17 protein-coding genes and 1 pseudogene are annotated in these 20,836 nt (G+C 38.3%); 6 read left to right on the top strand and 12 right to left on the bottom strand.

Translation table 11 applies throughout. The features are described from left to right. Positions 1 to 6 precede the first annotated feature (6 nt). A complete protein-coding gene (locus HGD76_RS21990) occupies positions 7 to 1,017 on the top strand; it encodes an NAD-dependent epimerase (protein ID WP_168697040.1) in 1,011 nt (336 codons plus the stop codon). Positions 1,018 to 1,158: 141 nt separating this feature from the next. On the opposite strand, the gene HGD76_RS21985 is transcribed toward HGD76_RS21990, so the two are convergent. From HGD76_RS21985 to HGD76_RS21940, 10 genes are all read right to left on the bottom strand, one after another. Beyond that, complete coding sequence (locus HGD76_RS21985) at positions 1,159 to 2,106, bottom strand: F0F1 ATP synthase subunit gamma (RefSeq protein ID WP_168697039.1); 948 nt, start codon at positions 2,104 to 2,106, stop codon at positions 1,159 to 1,161. 164 nt (positions 2,107 to 2,270) lie between these two features. Further along, on the bottom strand, positions 2,271 to 3,791 hold the full coding sequence (gene atpA / locus HGD76_RS21980; protein ID WP_015083294.1) for a F0F1 ATP synthase subunit alpha: 1,521 nt from the start codon (positions 3,789 to 3,791) through the stop codon (positions 2,271 to 2,273). A gap of 86 nt (positions 3,792 to 3,877) precedes the next feature. Next, positions 3,878 to 4,432, bottom strand: a complete 555-nt coding sequence (atpH, locus tag HGD76_RS21975; protein ID WP_168697038.1) for an ATP synthase F1 subunit delta — start codon at positions 4,430 to 4,432, stop codon at positions 3,878 to 3,880. After that, positions 4,429 to 4,995, bottom strand: a complete 567-nt coding sequence (locus tag HGD76_RS21970; protein WP_148763736.1) for a F0F1 ATP synthase subunit B — start codon at positions 4,993 to 4,995, stop codon at positions 4,429 to 4,431. The genes atpH and HGD76_RS21970 overlap by 4 nt, the downstream gene beginning before the upstream one ends. A gap of 153 nt (positions 4,996 to 5,148) precedes the next feature. Beyond that, entirely contained in the window at positions 5,149 to 5,580 is a 432-nt protein-coding gene (locus tag HGD76_RS21965; protein ID WP_168697037.1) for a F0F1 ATP synthase subunit B', read from the bottom strand. A 183-nt stretch (positions 5,581 to 5,763) separates the two neighbouring features. Further along, on the bottom strand, positions 5,764 to 6,009 hold the full coding sequence (gene atpE / locus HGD76_RS21960) for an ATP synthase F0 subunit C (RefSeq protein ID WP_148763740.1): 246 nt from the start codon (positions 6,007 to 6,009) through the stop codon (positions 5,764 to 5,766). Positions 6,010 to 6,155: 146 nt separating this feature from the next. Beyond that, on the bottom strand, positions 6,156 to 6,911 hold the full coding sequence (gene atpB, locus HGD76_RS21955) for a F0F1 ATP synthase subunit A (RefSeq protein ID WP_168697036.1): 756 nt from the start codon (positions 6,909 to 6,911) through the stop codon (positions 6,156 to 6,158). Between the two features lie 84 nt (positions 6,912 to 6,995). Beyond that, a complete protein-coding gene (locus tag HGD76_RS21950) occupies positions 6,996 to 7,481 on the bottom strand; it encodes an ATP synthase subunit I (RefSeq protein ID WP_210967666.1) in 486 nt (161 codons plus the stop codon). Between the two features lie 166 nt (positions 7,482 to 7,647). Next, a complete protein-coding gene (locus HGD76_RS21945; RefSeq protein ID WP_168697034.1) occupies positions 7,648 to 8,835 on the bottom strand; it encodes a class I SAM-dependent methyltransferase in 1,188 nt (395 codons plus the stop codon). 139 nt (positions 8,836 to 8,974) lie between these two features. Beyond that, positions 8,975 to 12,868, bottom strand: a complete 3,894-nt coding sequence (locus tag HGD76_RS21940; protein WP_168697033.1) for an Eco57I restriction-modification methylase domain-containing protein — start codon at positions 12,866 to 12,868, stop codon at positions 8,975 to 8,977. Positions 12,869 to 13,444: 576 nt separating this feature from the next. On the opposite strand from HGD76_RS21940, the gene HGD76_RS21935 reads away from it, so the two are divergent. The 3 genes and pseudogenes from HGD76_RS21935 to HGD76_RS25000 form a co-directional block, all read left to right on the top strand. Then, positions 13,445 to 13,723, top strand: coding sequence for a hypothetical protein (locus tag HGD76_RS21935; protein ID WP_168697032.1), 279 nt, complete (start codon positions 13,445 to 13,447; stop codon positions 13,721 to 13,723). A gap of 11 nt (positions 13,724 to 13,734) precedes the next feature. Then, on the top strand, positions 13,735 to 14,226 hold the full coding sequence (locus tag HGD76_RS21930; protein ID WP_168697031.1) for an Imm30 family immunity protein: 492 nt from the start codon (positions 13,735 to 13,737) through the stop codon (positions 14,224 to 14,226). A 471-nt stretch (positions 14,227 to 14,697) separates the two neighbouring features. Next, a pseudogene (locus HGD76_RS25000) lies at positions 14,698 to 15,057 on the top strand (amino acid ABC transporter permease); the annotation flags it as partial. Between the two features lie 36 nt (positions 15,058 to 15,093). On the opposite strand, the gene nagZ reads toward HGD76_RS25000, so the two are convergent. After that, positions 15,094 to 16,179, bottom strand: a complete 1,086-nt coding sequence (nagZ, locus tag HGD76_RS21920; protein WP_168697029.1) for a beta-N-acetylhexosaminidase — start codon at positions 16,177 to 16,179, stop codon at positions 15,094 to 15,096. Between the two features lie 201 nt (positions 16,180 to 16,380). Beyond that, positions 16,381 to 17,610 carry a septal ring lytic transglycosylase RlpA family protein gene (locus HGD76_RS24995; protein WP_210967665.1) on the bottom strand — a complete coding sequence of 410 codons (1,230 nt, stop codon included), beginning with the start codon at positions 17,608 to 17,610 and terminating at the stop codon, positions 16,381 to 16,383. 554 nt (positions 17,611 to 18,164) lie between these two features. On the opposite strand from HGD76_RS24995, the gene pds reads away from it, so the two are divergent. Next, positions 18,165 to 19,604 carry a 15-cis-phytoene desaturase gene (gene pds, locus HGD76_RS21910; RefSeq protein WP_015083306.1) on the top strand — a complete coding sequence of 480 codons (1,440 nt, stop codon included), beginning with the start codon at positions 18,165 to 18,167 and terminating at the stop codon, positions 19,602 to 19,604. Next, positions 19,588 to 20,520, top strand: coding sequence for a 15-cis-phytoene synthase CrtB (crtB, locus tag HGD76_RS21905; RefSeq protein ID WP_168631877.1), 933 nt, complete (start codon positions 19,588 to 19,590; stop codon positions 20,518 to 20,520). The genes pds and crtB overlap by 17 nt, the downstream gene beginning before the upstream one ends. Positions 20,521 to 20,836: the final 316 nt, after the last annotated feature.

Genomic DNA, 20,836 nt, shown 5'->3' with positions numbered 1-20,836 from the left:
GAAATTATGACGAAAATTTTAGTTACAGGTGCGGCTGGTTTTATTGGTTTTCACCTCAGTAAACACTTACTAGAAAGGGGCGATGAAGTTATTGGTTTGGATAATCTCAATGATTATTACGATGTAACTTTAAAGAAAGATCGACTAAAACAACTTTTAGAAAAACCAGGTTTTAGCTTCCATTTATTAGATTTAGCAGACAGAGAAAGTATCCCCAAATTATTCATTGAATCAAACTTTGATAAAGTTGTAAATTTGGCTGCACAACCAGGAGTGCGCTATTCATTAAAAAATCCCCACGCCTATGTAGATAGTAATTTGGTAGGATTTGTCAATATTCTAGAAGGTTGCCGGCATACAAATGTACAACATTTAGTATTTGCTTCTTCCAGTTCAGTTTACGGTGCAAATACAAAAATTCCTTTCTCCGTTCACGACAATGTAGATCATCCCGTTAGTTTATACGCAGCCAGCAAAAAAGCCAACGAATTAATGGCACATACTTATAGTAGTTTGTATGGCTTGCCAGCGTCAGGATTGCGCTTTTTTACAGTTTACGGTCCCTGGGGTCGTCCTGATATGGCATTGTTTCTTTTTACTAAAGCAATTTTGGCAGGACAACCAATTGATGTTTTTAATTATGGTAAAATGAAACGCGATTTTACTTATATTGATGACATTGTTGAAGGTGTAATTCGCGTTATTGATCAAGTTGCTGAATCGAATCCCAATTGGTCGGGAAATGCACCTGACCCCGCGACAAGTTATGCACCATATAAAAATTACAATATCGGCAATAATCAGCCGATTGAATTAATGAACTTCATCGAAACCCTAGAAAATTACTTGGGTATGAAAGCCAAAAAGAATCTGCTACCAATACAACCTGGTGATTTACCTGTAACTTATGCTGATGTTGATGATTTGGTTCAAGATATTGGTTTTAAACCGAATACTTCGATTGAAGTGGGTATTGAGCGATTTGTTGAATGGTATCGGTCATATTACCAAGTTTAAAAATTAGTAACTGATGATTGGTTATAGTTGATTTTTTTACCAATTACCCTTTGGGTTCGTCAGTCGCTAATGGGGGAAACCCCCAAGACCGCGCTGACTCACCAATCACCAATCACCAATCACCAATCACCAATCACCAAATTAAGTAAGCGCTTCCGCACCACCGACAACTTCCAGAAGTTCCTGGGTAATTGCGGCTTGACGGGCTTTGTTGTAAGACAAAGATAGAGTTTTAATCAATTCACCGGCGTTTTCGCTGGCGTTACTCATCGCTGTCATCCGTGCGGCTAGTTCACTAGCTGCTGATTCTTGTAATGACCGTAATAGCTGATTGCTCAGATATAATGGCAACAAAGAATCCAGAATTTGCACTGGATCTTGTTCAAAAATCATGTCACTAGGTAAAGCGGTAACTGTACTAGCTACCTTTTCCCGTTCCACTTGGAATTGACCACCACGGGTAGTTAAACGGAAAACTTCGTCATCCGCTGCTTCTAAACCTTGGGTATCCAAAGGAAGAAGGGTTTGGACTACGGGACGAGAACTAACCAGGGAGACAAATTTTGTATAAACTAGCTCAATCCGGTCTACTTTTTCCGAAAGGAAGAGAGAAAGTAGTTCATCAGCAATATTTGTAGCTTCTGCGGCGGTAGGAAGTTGTTCTAAACCGCTGTAGGTGGCATCAATAGGCTGATTCCGGCGTTGAAAGTATTGAGTAGCTTTGCGGCCAACCAAGACATAAGTATAGTTTACACCTTCAGATTGAAGTTCCTTGGCACGGTTCTCAGCGCGACGAATGACGTTACTATTGTAACCACCACACAAACCCCGGTCGCCGGAAATTACCAACAAACCGACTGTTTTAACTTCGCGTTTTTTCAGTAGGGGGAGGTTGACATCTTCAAACCGCAATCTGGTTTGCAAGCCAAATAATACTTGCGCCAAACGGTCTGCAAAGGGACGGGTAGCAATTACCTGTTCTTGAGCGCGACGGACTCTCGCCGCTGCTACAAGCCGCATGGCTTCTGTGATTTTTTTGGTGTTTTTGACCGACTGAATGCGATCGCGTATTGATTTGAGATTAGCCATAATCCGATTTTAGATTTTAGATTTTAGATTTTAGATTCGGAATTTCGGATTTTAGATGAGACTCACCTACAAATAAATATCAAATCCCTGTATCTGATGGGCTGATATCTAATTTTTGGACAAGTCTATTTAATCCAAAATCCAAAATCCAAAATCCAAAATTGTTACGCTGCTGCTTGGAAGGTCTTTTTGAACTCGGTGAGAGCGGCTTTCAAAGCTGCTTCTTCTGCATCACCAAGGGCTTTGCTACCTTGTACGCCTTGGAAGTATGCAGTGTTAACATTCTTCAAGTAGCCACGTAGACCTAGAGCAAAGCTAGTTACTTGGTTAACGGCAATGTCATCTAAGTAACCGTTAATACCAGCGTAAAGAACCGCTACTTGTTCAGCTACGGAGAGAGGATCGTTTTGGGGCTGTTTTAAGAGTTCCCGTAAACGGACACCACGCGCCAACTGGTCTTGAGTGGCTTTGTCTAAATCAGAAGCGAATTGTGCGAAAGCTTGTAAGTCGTCAAACTGAGCCAATTCTAGTTTGATTTTACCAGCAACTTTTTTCATTGCCTTGGTTTGCGCCGCAGAACCTACACGGGATACAGAGATACCGGGGTTTACAGCGGGACGGATACCAGAGTTAAACAAGTCAGAAGACAAGAAAATCTGACCGTCAGTAATAGAAATTACGTTGGTAGGAATGTATGCAGATACGTCACCAGCTTGGGTTTCAATGATAGGTAGAGCAGTCATACTGCCTTTACCTAATTCATCGCTGAGTTTAGCAGCACGTTCCAACAAGCGAGAGTGAATGTAGAATACGTCTCCAGGATAGGCTTCCCGACCGGGTGGACGACGGAGGAGCAAGGACATTTGGCGATAAGCCTGTGCTTGCTTGGAAAGATCATCATAGATGATTAAGGTCGCTTTGCCTTTGTACATGAAATACTCAGCAATACTAGCGCCTGTGTAGGGTGCGAGGAATTGGAGGGTAGCTGGGTCACTGGCGTTAGCCGCAACAACTACTGTGTAGTCCATCGCGCCTTTTTCTTGTAAGGTTTGAACTACGTTAGCAACGGTGGAAGCTTTTTGACCGATAGCCACGTAAACGCAAACTACATCTTCACCTTTTTGGTTGATGATGGTGTCAATAGCGATCGCTGTCTTACCAGTTTGACGGTCACCAATGATTAATTCCCGTTGACCACGGCCGACGGGAATCATGGAGTCAATAGCGGTAATCCCTGTTTGCATCGGTTCATGTACAGACCGACGAGCAATAATCCCAGGGGCAGGAGATTCAATTAACCGAGTTTCGGTTGTTTTTGGATCACCTTTACCATCAATAGGACGACCCAAAGCATCAACAACGCGACCAATGAGAGCGTCACCTACGCCTACTTGGGCAATTCTACCAGTAGCGGTTACAGAGCTACCTTCTTGAATACTCCGACCTTCGCCCATCAGTACCGCACCAACGTTATCTTCTTCTAAGTTTTGGGCGATACCAATTGTGCCATCTTCAAATTCTAGGAGTTCCCCAGCCATAGCTTTTTCCAAGCCATAAATCCGGGCAATACCGTCACCTACTTGTAGCACTGTACCAACGTTAGCAACTTTAACCTCTTGGTCATATTGCTCGATTTGTTGTTGGATGATACTGCTGATTTCGTCAGGTCTAATGGAAATACTCATTTGTCAGTTGTCAGTTGTTAGTTGTTAGTTGTCAGTTGTCAGTTGTTTTTTATTGACTATTGACTACTGACATTTATCAGAACTTTTTAGTTACTGCTTAAACGCAAAGAAAGACGACGTATTTGTCCACGCAAACTAGCGTCAATTACTTGAGAACCAACTTTGATAATTACACCACCAATTAAATCGCTGTCTATTTTCGTGGCTAATTCCACTTGACGCGCTTTGGTCAGAGTAATTACCTTTTCTGTAATTGCTTGCTGTTGGGTTTGGGTCAACGGAACCGCAGAAGTAATTTCAGCTAATACAGTTTGATTTAGTTGGCGTAATAGCACTAAATACTGCTGTAAAATTGGTTCTAAGAAAGCAATCCGTCTTCTGTCAACTAACAGCAGTAAAAAGTTACGGAGGCAGAGGTTTACACCTTCACCAAGTAATTGTTTAAGGACATTTTTCTTGTTCTCTGGCTTAACAAAGGGATTACTCAAAAAGCTTGTGAGTTCTTGACTCCCTGTTAATAAGCTCAAGAAAGTCCGTGCGTCTCCCCCAACCTCTTCTGTTAAGTTTTGAGATTGAGCAATGGATAACAGTGCCTGTGCATAAGGCTGAGATACTTCAGCGGTTGCTGCATCACTTTTCATATCTCGCCTCCCAGTTGTGCGATGCTACGATCAATTAAAATTTGTTGAGCATCTGCGCTAATACCACCCTTGAGTTGTGCTTCCACTTTTTGCAGTGCTTGTAGCACTACCTTTTGTCGAAGTTGGGAGATAGCTTTCTCTAGTTCTGCATTCAAATCAGATGCTGCGGTTTCTTTCAACCGCTCTACATCCAGATTCGCTTTAACTAAAATAGCTTCTTTAGCTGCTTGAGCATTTTGTTCAGCTACTTGAGTAATTCTCTGTGCTTCCTGCTGTGCTTGGGTTAACTGCCCTTGGGCTTTTGCCAAAGCAGTTTGTGCTTCCCGCAAGCGTCCTTCTGCATCTTGAATAACGCTTTCAATATTGGAGCGTCTTTCGGTCAAGATATTGGTTAAAACTTTGCGTCCAAAGTAGAATAGTATGCCAATCAGAATTACTAAGTTAATTAGATTGGTTTCCAGGATGTCTAGGTTTAGACCGAAACCGCCTTCTGCTGCGCCTTCTGCCATTTCAGAGTTAACAGCTTCTGCGGCAAGTAATAAGATATTGCCCATGTTAGCCATCTACAAGTGCGCTGCTCGCTTGGTAATTCGTTGATTTTTCCCGACAGGGAAAAAAGTGCCAATGTTTTGGACACTTAAATTTCGCCACATTTTCGGGCATAAGCCCTGATGTGTTTATGCTTTCGTAGCACCAACTTGGTGATATAGTCGGAACTATTTCACCAAAGCAGGTCCTAATAGTTTTTCTAGAATCTGGTTGCTGAGGGCATCAACTTGTGCTTCTAGGGTTGCCATAGCTGCTTGCTTTTGCTGCTCTATTTCTCTAGCAGCTTGTTCGCGTTGAGCTTGGGCTTCCTGTTGAGCTTCAGCTATTTTTTGTGCTGTAATTTTCTTAGCTTCATTCTGGGCAGCTTCTATAGTCAATTGAGATTGCTTACGCGCAGATGATAGTTGCTGCTCATACTCTTTAGCTAATGATTCAGCTTTAGCCAAGCGTTCACGAGCATCAAGGTTACTGGTACGGATAAAATTATCCCGATCATCCAATACCTTAGTCAGAGGCTTATAGAAAATTGCATTCAACACAGCCGCCAGCACTAAGAATTGCAATGCCATTAATGGCAAGGTAGCATCGAAATCAAACATTTCTCTCCTCTTTGGCTGGAATAGGAATTTGCTTGGCTAGTAACGTGATCCAGCCGTTGATAATTTTACGAATCTCTTCCTAGATGATCCATAAACTGCCAGTTTTTAGAGGCGTGTAGATGTCCAGTTTTTTACTTGCTGTGACATCTTGCACGTCTCTAGATTAACAAAACTTTTTCGGTCTTAGGCAAAAGGGTTAGCGAATAGCAATACCAAGGCAATTACCAAACCGTAAATTGTCAAGGATTCCATGAAGGCTAAGGTTAAAAGTAGTGTGCCGCGAATTTTGCCTTCTGCTTCAGGCTGACGGGCAATACCTTCTACTGCTTGACCTGCTGCATTACCTTGACCAAGACCAGGCCCAATTGAAGATAAACCGATAGCGAGAGCAGCAGCTAGAACTGAAGCAGCTTGTACGATTGGATCCATGACGATTTTCCTTGCTTTAACTACAAAAATTACAAATGTACGTAACAACTAGATATGTGTTTTTCACACTGTACTAGGTTCTCAAATCGCCGTGGCGATGTTTTGAGCAAATTTGCTCGTTTTAACTGGGCAATCAACTGAGGGCGTTAATGCTCCTCATGTTCTTCTTCACCGTGTCCCTCTAAGGCTTCATGAATATATGCCCCGGCTAGGGTCGCAAATACGAGGGCTTGAATGGCACTAGTAAATAAACCCAAAGCCATTACTGGCAAAGGCACAAAGAGAGGCACGAGTAATACCAATACACCCACAACTAATTCATCCGCCAATATATTTCCAAATAGACGGAAGCTTAGGGAGAGAGGCTTGGTGAAATCTTCGAGAATAGCAATTGGCAAAAGAACGGGTGTTGGCTCAATATATTTCTTAAAGTAGCCTAGACCTTTCTTACTAAATCCAGCGTAGAAATACGCCAAGGATGTGAGCAATGCCAATGCGACGGTTGTATTGATGTCGTTGGTAGGAGCAGCTAGTTCACCAGCAGGCAATTTGATTAGCTTCCAGGGAATTAATGCTCCTGACCAATTTGATACGAAGATAAACAAGAATAGCGTACCAATAAATGGTACCCAGGGGCGATATTCTTTCTCTCCGATTTGGTTTTTCGCTATGTCCCGAATAAATTCTAGGGCATATTCCATGAAATTTTGGATGCCGCTAGGAATTTTTTGGACGTTTTTGGTGGCAGCTAGTGATGCTATTACTAGTGTAGCAATCACAAACCATGAGGTGAGAAATACTTGCCCATGTATTTTGAGACTGCCCAGTTGCCACAAGAAGTGATGACCTACTTCTAATTCGGCGAGGGGAAAAGCGTTAAAAGCGTTTAATACACTAAGCATGGGCGTTCTTCAAGGTTTTCCCCAAAAATCGAGGATTGGAGGATTGTCTGTAGTGGTTTAGCATTGTGCTTTACCTCTACAACTTTAAGCTTCAGGAATGAATCCAGTTTGCACAATATAGATGAGGAGGGTAGCTTTGTAGGTGAGAAACCCCAAGAATATAGGTAGAATATGTAGCTGATGCCATTGACTCGCCAATATAATCGGTATCATGATCAGAGCAAAACGATTTTTACTCAAACTCTGTTTTTCACCACTAAGTCTCTCGACATCGTTAGCCAGCATTTTTAAGTAAACCACACCTGTACACGCCCCAATCAAATAATTTAGGGCTATGTTTAAGGAATAAAAAATCCACACAGAGATAAAAATAATCCCCGTCAACACAAGTGTGATGACTAGCAACTTCTGATAAAGTTGATAGAACTCTTGCATGGAAGAGCTTACCGGTTCTGTTTGAGCAAAACCAGATTTCTCATCTTGTTGTGTTGTCTGAGTCGGTGCAATTGATTCTTCTGACAAGCTCACGAGACTTGAAACCAGTACAGCTAATATGAGATGACTGTACATTCAGTCAGTTGAATCATATCACGATCCGGTAACACTACTTTAGAAAAAAACAATTAACTTATTTTTTGAGGAGTCAGGAGTCAGGAGTCAGGAGTCAGAAGTCAGGAGTCAGAAGTCAAGAATCAGAAGAAGGAATTTCTCCCCGGACTCCTTTGCTCCCTGCACTTTACACCCTCTCGCCGGGGGTTAGTAAGAGTAGTTGTTGTTTGAGGAGATGTCTTACTCGGTCTAAGTCTAGCTCGACTTGGGCTAAAATTTCAGCCACTGTGGCATTGTTACCACATTTTTGCATAAATTCAAATTCTGCTGTTGATAAATTAATAATTTGATAATCATAGTTAAATAAGCATTGACTGGGAAACCCATCTATGCAAGGGTTAAGTTCAGGAATAGCTGCTAGTAATGTGTTATCTGCTGACCAGTCTGTTTTAGTGAGTGGAGGACGACTGAGGAAAAATTCGTAATGGGTAACTTCTGGATTCAGTAATTCTATCAATCGGTAAAGTTCTCTTTTACTTAATTCTTTTGCTCTTTCAATTAACTCCGGTGCTTTTTCTAAAAGAGTTTCCAGTTGCCAAAAACTAGGATTAGAAAAACCTACAAAGTCTAAACCGGAAGCTTCTATTAATGCAAATAGTGTATCAATATTGTAATCAGTTTCTTGAGGATGGACGTACATATCAGCGAAACATTCATCTCGCTGGTTTTCCATTGCCCATCTTTCTTTTTCGCGCTTGACAATGCGGTTATTTTCTGGTAGAGAAGCGAAGATTTGTCGTCCGACTTGGACACCATCACGATAGTCGCCTTTTTTGTTACCTTGGAGGAGAGCGATCGCTTTTTGCATGAGTTGTATTTCCCATCTTCCCAATTCTCCATACACAAAAATGTGCATTAGTCCACCGGGGGCGAGTTTTTTCGCTAATGCTTCAATACCCCGAATGGGATCTGGTAAATGATGAAGCACACCAACGCAATTAATTAATTCAAATTCTCCTGGTATCTTATCCACATCATAAATACTCAGATGATGAAATTCTACACGGTCAGCGCCGGAACTTTGACAGCGTTTTTTTGCTACTTCCAATGTACCAGCACTTAAATCTATTCCCACTACCTGCGCTTGTGGGTTGAGATGTACTAAATATTCTGTTCCCACTCCCGAACCACAACCAGCATCTAAGATGCGGATATCTTGCTTTTGTGGTTTTCTACCTGTGCAGAAGTTATAAGCAGCTAACCAATTCCAACGCCAATTATATCCTGGTGGTGGTTCGTCCAGAATGGGTTCTGGGGGGAATGGATAGGTATCGTAGAGTTTCGCAACAGCAGCACTTACTTGGGAATCGGACATATTCAGGATTAACGCAGCATCTCTGAGTTTACCGGATAGGGGGGATTTTGGGCAAAAAATAAATTCTGTCTATTCAGAGGGATTTAGCAATGCTAAACCCTTGTTGTTGATAGATATGGGGATTGATTCCGTAATAACACTAATGTTTATATAACTGACTTACCATCTCATCCAATTCTTTGTATGTTGAACGAATATCAGAAATGGTATCAGTTATTGCTGTTTGTAAACGAGTACATTGATCGAATATTTGCTGGATATATTCATCTGTTTTAGGTATTTTACCTTCCTGGATTAAATCTGTCCAAGTTAAGTCCCGTTTTTCATATTGTTGAAGATAAATTTTCAGAAATTCTAAAACAATTGTACTTTCTGAGAATATTAATTCTTGACGAACAGTTAGAAGTTTGTTATCTTTAATTTTTTCTTGACGAACATTTAGAAGTTTATTATCTTTAATTTTTATTTTTGTGATAGTTTGACCACGCTCACCGATAATTTCAAATCTGTGCGGTTCGGCGTTTAAAAAATTCCAACAAGGTAAATTTAGACTTTCAAAAACTTGGCAAAAATTAACTTCGATTGTTGGATCACTATCACTATAATCGAACTTAATTTTATGTCCTAATTGTGTCAATGTATATAAATTCCAATTCGATTCTATTAAATGATTAACATAATCAATAAATGGCTGTTGTTCTTCTAAAGAAATATTTTTAATGGGAAATTCTTTCAAATCATCAGGATATATACGACTTTTAGCTATTTGAGTTTCACTATTGACACTCATAATATTTTCATCACGATTGTTTAATAGTAAAAAGCGTTTACCAAAACTAGATGCAAGAATAGCAGCAATATATCTTAAATCAAATTTTTCTGCTATTTTTATTTTCTCTTCTGCATATTGATAAATTTGTAATTTCTTACCTTTTCCATCACCAATAAGTTTTTGACGCTTTTTAGAAAGCTCATACATCTGTCTTTTTTCTTTCTCTAAACGCTTAACTTTATAAACATCATCCCATCTTACACAAATTCTCACGCTATCAGGAACGTAAAATCCATCTCCTTCTGCTATTCCTCGATCATAGGTGGGAAATGAAGTCATTCCAAATAAAATTTTAGGATAATTATATAATTCAGGAATTGTTGCTCTACGAATTTGTCCAGGAACTCTTTCAGTATCCCATTCCAGATAACGAATATTATCAATTGCTAGTTCTCTAATAATATTTTCTCCATCAATATATTTCTTAGAATGAATTTTATCTACTTGTGAACTTAAAAGAATATCTTTTTTAAATGCTCCTTTAGCTTTGGTTTCATCAGCATTCAAAACCATTCCTACAGTACAATAACAAATATCTTCTAAATATGTAACATCTTCAAAATTATCATTAACTACAAACTGTCTAAATACTTTTCCTTGATATTCAGATTGATTCAAAGGATTAATTTCTTGAATTTGTGTAAATGAACCAGTGTGTAAAACTCTTTTTACCTGATGATCATCTCCTGGTGAAATCTTTTCTAAAAAAAGAACCGTATTATTAACAACAGCATCAGAGAAAATTCGCACATTATTAAAAAAATCTACTTGATTAATAGTGAGATTTTTAGCAATATATTCTCGGAGTAACTCTCCATAATTATTAGTTTGAATACCCCTAGAAACAATCAAACCAACTTTACCTAAATCCTTAGTAGCTTTACAAGAAAGTTCAATAAATGGAACAAAAAGATCCCACTTTTCATGAAGTGTTTCAAATTGTCCAGAACTTTCGATTTCTCGACGATAAATATCTGCTCCAGGTTCATCAGCTTTAACATAAGGAGGATTAGCAACTACAAAATCAAAACCATCTGCAAACATTCCTGTTTGTGTTTTGATTTGAGCAACCGTAGAAAGTTCTAAATCAAGAATAGGGTTGAGTAATGTAGTTCTAATTTCTTGCGATTTTGCTAATAAAAGAGAATCTGTATTATAAACATTAAATCTATCAATAGTACAGTCTTTTAATTTATCTGCTTCTTTCGCTTGTTTTAGTAAATCAATCACTTGAATTAATAAATTTGTTTCGGCTAAATAACAAGCAAACGGATTAATATCTAAACAAAATAGGCAATTTTTCACCTGTTGAATAATAGCAGGAACATTTTCAACGGGAATTGTGTTTGTTCTCCGTGAACGATAGGAATCAATCAAACGACGCGCAGCATGAACTAAAAAGCTCCCAGAACCTCCTGCGGGGTCTAATAACTTTTTGTCACGAATATCAGGATTATCAGATTTATATCCTATGCAGTCTAGAATATATTCAACTACTGGTTTTGGTGTAAAATATCTACCCTGTTCATGTTTTCCTTCTTCAACATATCTACCATAAACCATCCCAATAATATCACTATCAATTTGTTGTAAGTTAAACCCATTCAGGATGTGCAAAACTTTAATTAAAGTATTGGAATTTATCCGATACCAATTAAATAAATCAGCATTATTAAAGAAGTGAGTATAGATATTTTGAGCAGAACGATAGGACATTTCTAAAAGATAATCCATTGACATTCCTTGCGCTAAATCTAAATATCGCGGTTCAACTTCTTCTTTCCAATATTTAAACCCTCCATTAGAGAATTTACGATTAATTAATTTCTTGTCTTCACAAATTCTGACAATTAAAAGACGAGTGACATAAACATAAGCAGTTTGTCGAGCAAATTCTGTTTTTAATTTATCTTCATCCGCACCTTGTAAAATGGTTTTACTAACTAAATTACGCCAAGATATAAAATATTGATGTATTTTAATTGCATTTGCATGAGTTAAATTTTGATTGGCTTCCCATGCTTTCCAATCCAAAACAATTCTATAATATTCTTTTAAAATTTCACTTAGCTTAGTGTGGTCAAGTTTTTTAATTTTATTTTCATCAGCAATTTTAATTCCTAGTTCTTCTTGTTTTGATTCGGAAATATTAGGAATTAAATCTAATTGCACTACCTTTTGATTTTTACTAGGTTTTTTATCTTTTTGAGCTTGTTTTCTGGCTTGAGCATTTCTTAATTTATCTAAAAATATTTGTTCAAAATCGTGAATCGAACCTTGTGGTTTTTCGGCAAATTCAATTAATTTTTCACCAGCATCAGAAAATTCTCCAACTTCTAGAACTCCATACACTCTTAGATGATTTTTAATTTTATTCCGTAAACCTTCTAAAGTTTTAGTTATTGTTTCATTTTCTGATATATTTATTTTATCAATACTATTGGGTAAATATTTAGCTTGACAATATTGATCATATTCTTCCAGTGATAATTGCAATTGATATAAAACATCTTCTTCTAAAAGATTAATAGCTTGTTTGAGGTCTGCAATTAATAATTCATCAAAGTTAGGAGTATTATCTTGAGATTTTGCACAATTCAACCATTCATTTTCAGGTTTACTCAAGTCTTGAATGAAATTCTCAATATTTTCAAAACTTTGCTGATTAAATCTACGATATAAACTTTTTAAGTCTTGATTTTGTTCAATTGTTAAATTTTCAATTCCAGTTGAATGATAAGTTTCTATAATTTTCTGAATATCAAGATGTAAAACAGGATTCGGATAACTTGGGTTAGAAAAATCATAACCTAATAGCAACTTACCATTACAAATTAATCCCAGTTCATAACCTCGACTCGTTGCATAACCACGTAATTGTTGTAATGGATCAGATCTTTTAAGATTATATGCAGTATTTTTATCCTCAACTAGAAAACATCGAATATTTCCACTTGCTAATTTTACTTCAAAATCTGGACGGCTACTATCTTTAGCATTACCTGTCGTATTTTTAGCTATATCTCCTGAATCAAAACCTAAAGCAAGCAGCAATGGCAAAACTATTTTAGTATCAACAATGTTATCTTCATCATTAGTTTGTGGTTCGGCAATATATTCTAAATAAGTTTTGCCTTCATAGAAGTTCTGATTATTGAAAATATTGAAGAAATCATTTTGAAACTGCTCAAAACTAGACATAAGTATTTACTTTATTTTTATTATTTAATCATTGTTCATTTTAGCATAGATATTGAAATGATACACCCATGAAAATCATTTAGATTGTAAATATTTGTAATATATAGGATAAACTTTTGCAACAAAATATTTATATTCATGGATGATATCAAGCTAAATTATCTATTTCTTCATCCTGTTAATCCTCTAATCCAGGACTTAAGGATGTACAGGATTGTAGTTTGTAGATTTTCTGTGAATATTTAATGATTATAAATTATGATTCAGAGGAAAATATATTTTCTATCATTCACAAAAACCTATATTTCCTAAAAACATCCTGTTAATCCTCTAATCGGTGGATATCCTGATATGGCTTGCGCCACGCTACGCTATCAGACAATTTACTTATTATTCGATTTCCTTTATAATCAAAATACTAAACAATAGAAATAGCCAAACAGGAGTAAATAGATTATTAATAATCAACCTCAACTACTTCCAGGAGAAGGAATTGTAGGCACTTATGGAGACTTAATCAAACAGGGACGTAGAGGTGATAACCTCACACCTCATCATATACCTGCGGATGCTTTTATGAAAGCCAGAGTTTCGCTTAATTATACAACAGATCAAGGATATGCCATTATGATGGAACATTTATCACCAGGAAAAGGAGGTCGTCATCGGCAAACAATGTCTTACGGTAAACGCCCTAATTTAAACCTATCGTCCAGAGAAGCATTAGCACAAGAAATTTGGGATGTACGTTGTATTTATCTTCGTCAAGGTTTGTATAATAGAGAAATCAGGGAAAGTTTGCAAACATTAATCAGACAGAATAAATATACTTGGCCATGGATTTTTGAGAAATAAGGGACAAAACAATGAATCAAAATAATTTATTGGCAACCTTGCAAGAAAATCGCTTAATGCAAACAGAAGAACAAGTTACAAATTTTGAAAATGCTTTAACTGAAATAGCTGAAAGTCCTGATGAAAATAAATTATCTGCCTATCATCTAATTTTAGATGATCAATGTCAACAGCCAGAAGTGATGTTTAGCTTAATTCATTTTCTGGAATCTTTTGATATGGAAAAACAAATTACAGCATTTATTCATGTTGTGCCTCAATTAATGATAACAGCACCAGAATGGACGAGAATTATTCACAACCGGATTTTAAATGATGTATCAGCGTGCGGAGTTTATCGTCACGGTTTAGAATTAATAAATCGTAAAAACCCTCATCATTTTATCTATGATCTGTTAGAAGAAAGTGTTATTAATCAAATAAATTATCATATAGAAGCACCTCGTGGTATTTTAGTAGGAGAACTAGCAGAACCTCATTCTTTGACAAGACTTCCTTCTTGAAGATGTACTCGAAGGGAAAACTCTATAAAGGATTTATCACCTGGGGACTGGTGGTGTTATACTATTTTTAACCAGAAAAGGTAATCAACTTGTGTAAAAACCTAACTCTCTAACAGCTTTTCTAGTTCTGTTTAAGTGGTCTCTTTGAACTAAAAATCTTCCTGTCTCTAGAATGATGAATGTTAGAATAATTATCAATATTGCTGTAATATTTAGTAAAATCAAGTAAATATTAGTCTTTAAGCAATGATGCTTACTTTTTGTAAAAGTCAACTAAAAAACCTGCTTGTGAATTACTCTAATAATCTACAGGTAAATGTTTCCTCTTTGAACTCCTTAAGAGAACGCGATTGGGAAGCTTTAACTTCGCTATTTGATAGAGACGATAGCGATGAAATTGAAGACGAGATTAAAAGCAAATTGGTTTGGTTAGTACCCGAACCCTGTTGGGCAGATAATCCTTTTGAGTTCGCTTATATTGCGGAAATTGTGCGTGGAGGAATTCAATCTATTGAAATTGGACAATCAGAAGCAGCCAAATCACTCGGTTTAAATTCTGTGCAAACTATGACTTATGTGATTTTTCCTCAAGCATTACGCCGCATGATACCACCTTTAGGTAATGAGTTTATTAGTTTATTGAAAGATACTAGTTTAGTTGCTGTAATTGGGTTTGAGGAATTATTTAGAAAAGGACAATTAATTGTTTCGGAAAATTATCGCGCTTTTGAAGTTTATGCGGCTGTGGCTGTAATTTATTTGTGTTTAACTTTGATTTGTTCCCAACTTTTTAGCAGGTTGGAAATTTGGATGAATCCAATGAGTAAGTAGGCTATCACCCACACTCCTGATTTTTATTCAATTCCCTTACAAACAACAACTAATAGCTAATTCCGCATTCTTCACCAAGGTCTCCTTATCAAGAGTCGAAACCGGATATTGAGGAGTTATCCGCAATAACTTTTCCACCCTCTCCCGTGCAGCTTCCACAACTCCTGCATCTAAACTACCATTATTCAAACTAGCAGAAAAATCTTCAGCTATTTTATATGTTCGTTCTAAAGAAGAAGAATTGATATTACGAGAAACTATAAACAAATCACAACCAGCATGAAAAGCCCGCGCAACTGTTCCCGATTGCATAAAAATTTCCGAGACAGCTTTCATGTCTAAATCATCGGAAACTATCACACCTTCAAAACCTAACTCTTTCCGCAAAATATCATTTAAAATGATTTTAGATAAGGTTGCTGGCACTTCTGGATCAATTTGCGGAAACAAAATATGCGCCGTCATAATTAACGGAATTTTGTCCTGAATTAATGTTTGAAAAGGAATCAATTCCCGGTTTCGCAAATCTTCCCGACTCAAATTTAATATTGGTAACTCCAAATGGGAATCAGTGCTAGTATCTCCATGGCCAGGAAAGTGTTTAGCAGAACCTAAAATGCCCTCTTCCCGCAATCCTCGGTAATATTCCCGCGCACCTTCACTAGCGGTTTGCGGTGTATTTCCAAATGCACGACTTCCAATAATTGGGTTTTGGGGATTAGAGAAAATATCCGCAACCGGAGACCAAGAAAGATTAATTCCCAGAGATTTTAATTCTAAAGCTGTGGCTTTGGCAACTTCATAAGCATGAGATTGCAATAAATAAGCGTAAGGAAAGCGAGTAATTGGTAAAGGTGTCCGCACAACTCGCCCACCTTCATGATCTAAAGTAGTAAAAATGGAGTCGCGTTCAGAATATTGGTGAACTTCGTCAATGAGGGTTTTAAACTTTTCTAACCAGACTGGATATGGTACACCGTCAAGAAAGTTTTTAGCAAAAAAGATAACACCAATCGGTTTTAATTCATTTAACGCCCGTTTATCATCATCATTTAAACTTGTCCCAGAAATACCCAGAATTAGGTGATTACCAAAGCTTTGTGATAATTGAGATATTGACATAATTTGGTGATTTAAGTAAAGGATAAAGTATTTTCTGGTGTTGCTAAATTCAGGTATGAAATTCTCTTGATTGAACTTATAGCTTACGCTACACAATTAAAACTCTTACCTTTGCGTCTTTGCTCCTTTGCCTCTTTGCGTGAAACAGAATTCATACTGCCATTATGCAACGCATTTTCTCTACTTTATCCTTCCAGGTTACTAAAAGTTAAAAACTAATAACTCACTTTTAGCATTAGCCATATTTTCAGTTTTTGGTGGAGATGGTTTCAAAGTCATTTGTGGCGCATTTTGTTTTAAAACCACAGCCTGATAAGCTACGACTCCAGTATGTTCACTATCGAGACAACGAGCCGCTGTTCGAGACAAATCTAGGCTTCTTGGTGCAATATACGGACCGCGATCATTTACACGCACAATCACGGATTTATTGTTTTGTAAATTTGTTACTTTTAAGAAGGTATTAAAAGGTAGGCTACGATGGGCAACAGTGAAATCATCTTGATTATATATCTCACCATTTGCGGTTAAGCGACCATGAAAATAGCCACCATACCAAGAGGCTATTCCAGAAAGTTTTGTATTTGAGGACTGTAATCCATACATTTCCATTTGCCCTTGTATCAGTGTCAGCGGTTTAGTATGGAGGGCTATTCGCAAATTATTCGTCCATTCCATTGCTAAAATATCACCGCTGCGACCAAGTTCATCAGAGACTTTTCGATCTATTGCAAATAGTAACCTATTACCTATCATCAGCGAAGGAGTCTTATCAACTAAACCTGGTTGTAATTGCGTAGGTTTTTCAGTAGGTGATATTACTAATTGCTGTAAGCGGTTTTGTAAAGCATTAGCTGTAATTTGATCAGGTAGTCGGGCAACAAAGCTGTTATTAACCCAGACTTCATAACTGGATGAATTCCGCTTGACAATCAATACTGGTGAGTAATCATAACTTCCATTTGGCTCAATTGGATTGTTGATGATATTAAAGAAGCTTTCGAGCGATCGCACAACAGTAGCTGGTGACAAATCTAGTTTAGGAACACTAACTTGAGTAAATATTATCTGTCGAAAGTTAGTAGAATTTTGCCAGTGAAGTTGTGCGGGTATATTTTCTGGCACAGAGGCACAAAATTTTGTTTCTTTTGCCTTCAAGGTTGTTGAAGGTAGAGTCATAGACCTATCTCTATATGATGATAATCGCCTATTTATCCAATCAAATGTCAAAGAGGTTTTTGATATTAAGGTTTTCTGCCAAGCAGTTTTATATTCTTGAGAAATGATCAGAAATTGAGCCTGGGGCTTGACTAAGTTGACTGGAAGTTGTATTGGAGAAAATGCAGCTATTAAACCCAGCGGTAAATTTGCTGTCAACACCAAAGTACCACCTGTGAAGGATGTCGCCCATATTATTCCCGTTGATATCATAGTTTATTTATTCTCCAGATAGATGCACAATTCCTAGAGAAATAATTCCCAGGTTGAATAAAAAGAGAGTTTTTTTAATTACATAATTTCTATGTGATTTCAGACTTAATTATGATTAAACCCTCTGGGATCATCATATACCGTAATAGAGATTGAAATAAATAAAAGTTTTAAATCTAGTTTTCAGGTATTACTAATATTTCCATTACTTTTGCTTATGAATAGCGATTTATCCTGCCATTTACTTTACTAAGTCACATAGGCATCTTGCATATTAATACTTAATAAAAAAATCAGGTTTTGTATTTGTGACAAGCAGTTACCCAAAAATATACACGGATTGATGATGAGTCATAAACTACACTAAATATTTTTGACTTCAAAAAAATTTGTGTTAATCCCTGGACTGATGATTAGGGTAAATTAGATAGTTGGCGGAAGATTTTGGGAATTTTTTGGGAAGCAATCAAACTAGAATCGCCAAATGTAACGGATTGCAACGTATAATTAGAACGACAAAACAGTTAAGAAATATTAAATAATAGTAGGTTTAAATGCGCGTAGCAATCGCGGGAGCGGGTCTAGCAGGACTTTCCTGTGCAAAATATCTCACGGATCTAGGTCACACACCCATCGTTTTGGAACGCCGAGACGTAGTGGGGGGGAAAGTGGCAGCGTGGAAGGATGCTGATGGGGACTGGTACGAAACAGGACTGCATATTTTCTTTGGGGCTTATCCCAATATGTTGCAGTTATTCAAAGAATTGGATATTGAAGATCGGTTGCAGTGGAAAGAACACACAATGATCTTCAATCAGCCCGAAGCGCCGGGGACTTACAGCCGCTTTGATTTCCCCGATTTACCAGCACCTATCAATGGGATGGTAGCAATTCTCAGAAACAACGATATGCTGACCTGGCCGGAGAAAATCAGTTTTGGCATCGGATTACTACCTGCCATTCTCCAAGGGCAAAAGTATGTCGAAGAAATGGACAAATATTCTTTCCGGGAGTGGCTGCAAAAACAAAACGTCCCCCCCAGGGTAGAAAAAGAAGTATTCATTGCGATGTCCAAAGCCTTGAACTTCATTGACCCCGATGAAATTTCTGCTACTGTCCTCTTAACGGCTTTGAATCGCTTTCTCCAAGAGAAAAACGGCTCAAAAATGGCCTTCCTTGATGGTTCACCCACAGAAAGATTGTGTCAGCCCATTATTGACCACATTACTGAACGGGGTGGTGAAGTCCGTCTGAATGCGCCCTTGAAAGAGATTTTACTCAATGAGGATGGAACTGTGAAAGGCTTCCTCCTCCGCGGTTTAAATGGGGCAGAAGATGAAATATTTACAGCGGATACTTATGTCTCTGCCCTTCCAGTTGACCCCTTAAAGCCGATTTTGCCCATTTCTTGGAAAGAAATGCCATTTTTCCAAAAATTAGAGGGTTTAGAAGGGGTCCCAGTGATTAATGTCCATATCTGGTTCGACCGCAAATTAACAGATATTGATCATCTGCTATTTTCGCGTTCTCCTCTCCTCAGCGTTTATGCTGATATGAGTAATACTTGCCGTGAATACGCCAATCCTCACCGTTCCATGCTGGAATTAGTTCTAGCACCGGCAAAAGATTGGATATCTAAATCCGATGAGGACATTGTTGCTGCAACTATTACTGAGTTAGAAAAACTCTTTCCCCAACACTTTGGGGGGGATAATCCTACCAAAATGCTGAAATATCATGTGGTAAAAACACCACGTTCAGTTTACAAGGCTACCCCAGGTCGTCAACAGTACCGTCCTTCCCAGGAAACCCCCATTACTAATTTCTATCTGACTGGGGATTACACCATGCAGCGCTATCTAGCCAGCATGGAAGGGGCTGTACTTTCTGGTAAACTGACAGCGCAGGCGATATTCCAAGCACAGACGGTAGCAAATCCCTCTAACCTGCAAACGCCAACACGACCGCCCGCCAAGAATGCTGCAACTGCCTGATTCCCCCCCGCGCATGAAAACGCTGGTCTCTATAGATGAGTCATACAACCTTTGTCGGGAACTCACAGCTAAGTACGCCAAGACTTTTTACTTGGGGACAATGTTGATGAGTCCGGCCAAGCGTCAATCTGTTTGGGCAATTTATGCCTGGTGTCGCCGCACAGATGAATTAGTGGATGGTCCTGCATCTGCTATTACCACGCCAGAAACCCTAGAACTATGGGAAAAGCAACTGGAATCCATTTTTGCGGGATGCCCATTGGATAATTATGATGTAGCGTTAGTAGATACTCTCCAACGCTTTCCGCTAGACATTCAACCCTTTCGGGATATGATCGCCGGTCAGCGGATGGATTTGTATCGCAGTCGCTATGCAACCTTTGAGGATTTATACCTCTACTGCTACCGAGTAGCGGGGACTGTAGGTTTGATGTCAACAACGATTATGGGTATAGATGATAATATCTATACAGCCCCTTGGCATCAAGGCCAACAGCCTTATCTTCCTATAGAAGAAGCGATCGCTTTGGGAATTGCCAATCAACTCACGAATATCCTCCGTGATGTTGGTGAAGATGCCCGTCGAGGCAGAATCTATATTCCCCTAGAAGATTTGGCCAAATTTAATTACACCGAGGAAGAATGTATTCGCGGCGTAGTGGATGACCGTTGGCGTTCACTCATGCGGTTTCAAATTGATCGCGCCCGTCAATTCTATATTCAAGCAGATAAAGGTATTAGTTATCTTTCTGCTGATGCTCGGTGGCCTGTTTGGGCTGCATCCATGCTCTATGAGCAGATTTTAGAGGTGATTGAGCGCAATAATTATGATGTGTTCAGTCAGCGAGCTTATGTTCCCCAATGGAAAAAGTTACGTACTTTGCCAGCAGCTTGGATGCGATCTCAAGTTTTATAAGGAAGAACGTCGAAAACCCTTGAAAATGTGGCTGACTGAGTCAGCCACATTTGGGCTTTAGACAAGAGATGAAGGCTAGAGGCTTTCCTTTATCCTGCATTGACGTTAATTTGAAAATTTGAAATTATTTCAAATTTTAATCCATATTCGTGATACAACTAAATTGTCACTAAAGACATAAAAAGCTACCGAGGGACTCTCGGAAAGTTACGCTTGTCAGATATGATTTCACCCGCCAGGGCAAACGAAATCAGGGCAAGAACCCAAATATTTAAGGAACCCTGCCTGAAACTGGGATAACTGAGGGATATAGACT

Origin of the sequence: Dolichospermum flos-aquae CCAP 1403/13F, assembly GCF_012516395.1 — a bacterium.
Taxonomy (GTDB): Bacteria; Cyanobacteriota; Cyanobacteriia; order Cyanobacteriales; family Nostocaceae; genus Dolichospermum; species Dolichospermum lemmermannii.
This window is presented reverse-complemented; position numbering and strand designations above follow the sequence as displayed.

What these genes read in the sequence shown, in the direction of transcription:
- HGD76_RS21990 (WP_168697040.1), top strand. Translation starts at nt 7, where the DNA reads ATGACGAAAATTTTAGTTACAGGTGCGGCTGGTTTTATTGGTTTTCAC.
- HGD76_RS21985 (WP_168697039.1), bottom strand. Translation starts at nt 2,106, where the DNA reads ATGGCTAATCTCAAATCAATACGCGATCGCATTCAGTCGGTCAAAAAC.
- atpA (WP_015083294.1), bottom strand. Translation starts at nt 3,791, where the DNA reads ATGAGTATTTCCATTAGACCTGACGAAATCAGCAGTATCATCCAACAA.
- atpH (WP_168697038.1), bottom strand. Translation starts at nt 4,432, where the DNA reads ATGAAAAGTGATGCAGCAACCGCTGAAGTATCTCAGCCTTATGCACAG.
- HGD76_RS21970 (WP_148763736.1), bottom strand. Translation starts at nt 4,995, where the DNA reads ATGGCTAACATGGGCAATATCTTATTACTTGCCGCAGAAGCTGTTAAC.
- HGD76_RS21965 (WP_168697037.1), bottom strand. Translation starts at nt 5,580, where the DNA reads ATGTTTGATTTCGATGCTACCTTGCCATTAATGGCATTGCAATTCTTA.
- atpE (WP_148763740.1), bottom strand. Translation starts at nt 6,009, where the DNA reads ATGGATCCAATCGTACAAGCTGCTTCAGTTCTAGCTGCTGCTCTCGCT.
- atpB (WP_168697036.1), bottom strand. Translation starts at nt 6,911, where the DNA reads ATGCTTAGTGTATTAAACGCTTTTAACGCTTTTCCCCTCGCCGAATTA.
- HGD76_RS21950 (WP_210967666.1), bottom strand. Translation starts at nt 7,481, where the DNA reads ATGTACAGTCATCTCATATTAGCTGTACTGGTTTCAAGTCTCGTGAGC.
- HGD76_RS21945 (WP_168697034.1), bottom strand. Translation starts at nt 8,835, where the DNA reads ATGTCCGATTCCCAAGTAAGTGCTGCTGTTGCGAAACTCTACGATACC.
- HGD76_RS21940 (WP_168697033.1), bottom strand. Translation starts at nt 12,868, where the DNA reads ATGTCTAGTTTTGAGCAGTTTCAAAATGATTTCTTCAATATTTTCAAT.
- HGD76_RS21935 (WP_168697032.1), top strand. Translation starts at nt 13,445, where the DNA reads ATGAAAGCCAGAGTTTCGCTTAATTATACAACAGATCAAGGATATGCC.
- HGD76_RS21930 (WP_168697031.1), top strand. Translation starts at nt 13,735, where the DNA reads ATGAATCAAAATAATTTATTGGCAACCTTGCAAGAAAATCGCTTAATG.
- nagZ (WP_168697029.1), bottom strand. Translation starts at nt 16,179, where the DNA reads ATGTCAATATCTCAATTATCACAAAGCTTTGGTAATCACCTAATTCTG.
- HGD76_RS24995 (WP_210967665.1), bottom strand. Translation starts at nt 17,610, where the DNA reads ATGATATCAACGGGAATAATATGGGCGACATCCTTCACAGGTGGTACT.
- pds (WP_015083306.1), top strand. Translation starts at nt 18,165, where the DNA reads ATGCGCGTAGCAATCGCGGGAGCGGGTCTAGCAGGACTTTCCTGTGCA.
- crtB (WP_168631877.1), top strand. Translation starts at nt 19,588, where the DNA reads ATGCTGCAACTGCCTGATTCCCCCCCGCGCATGAAAACGCTGGTCTCT.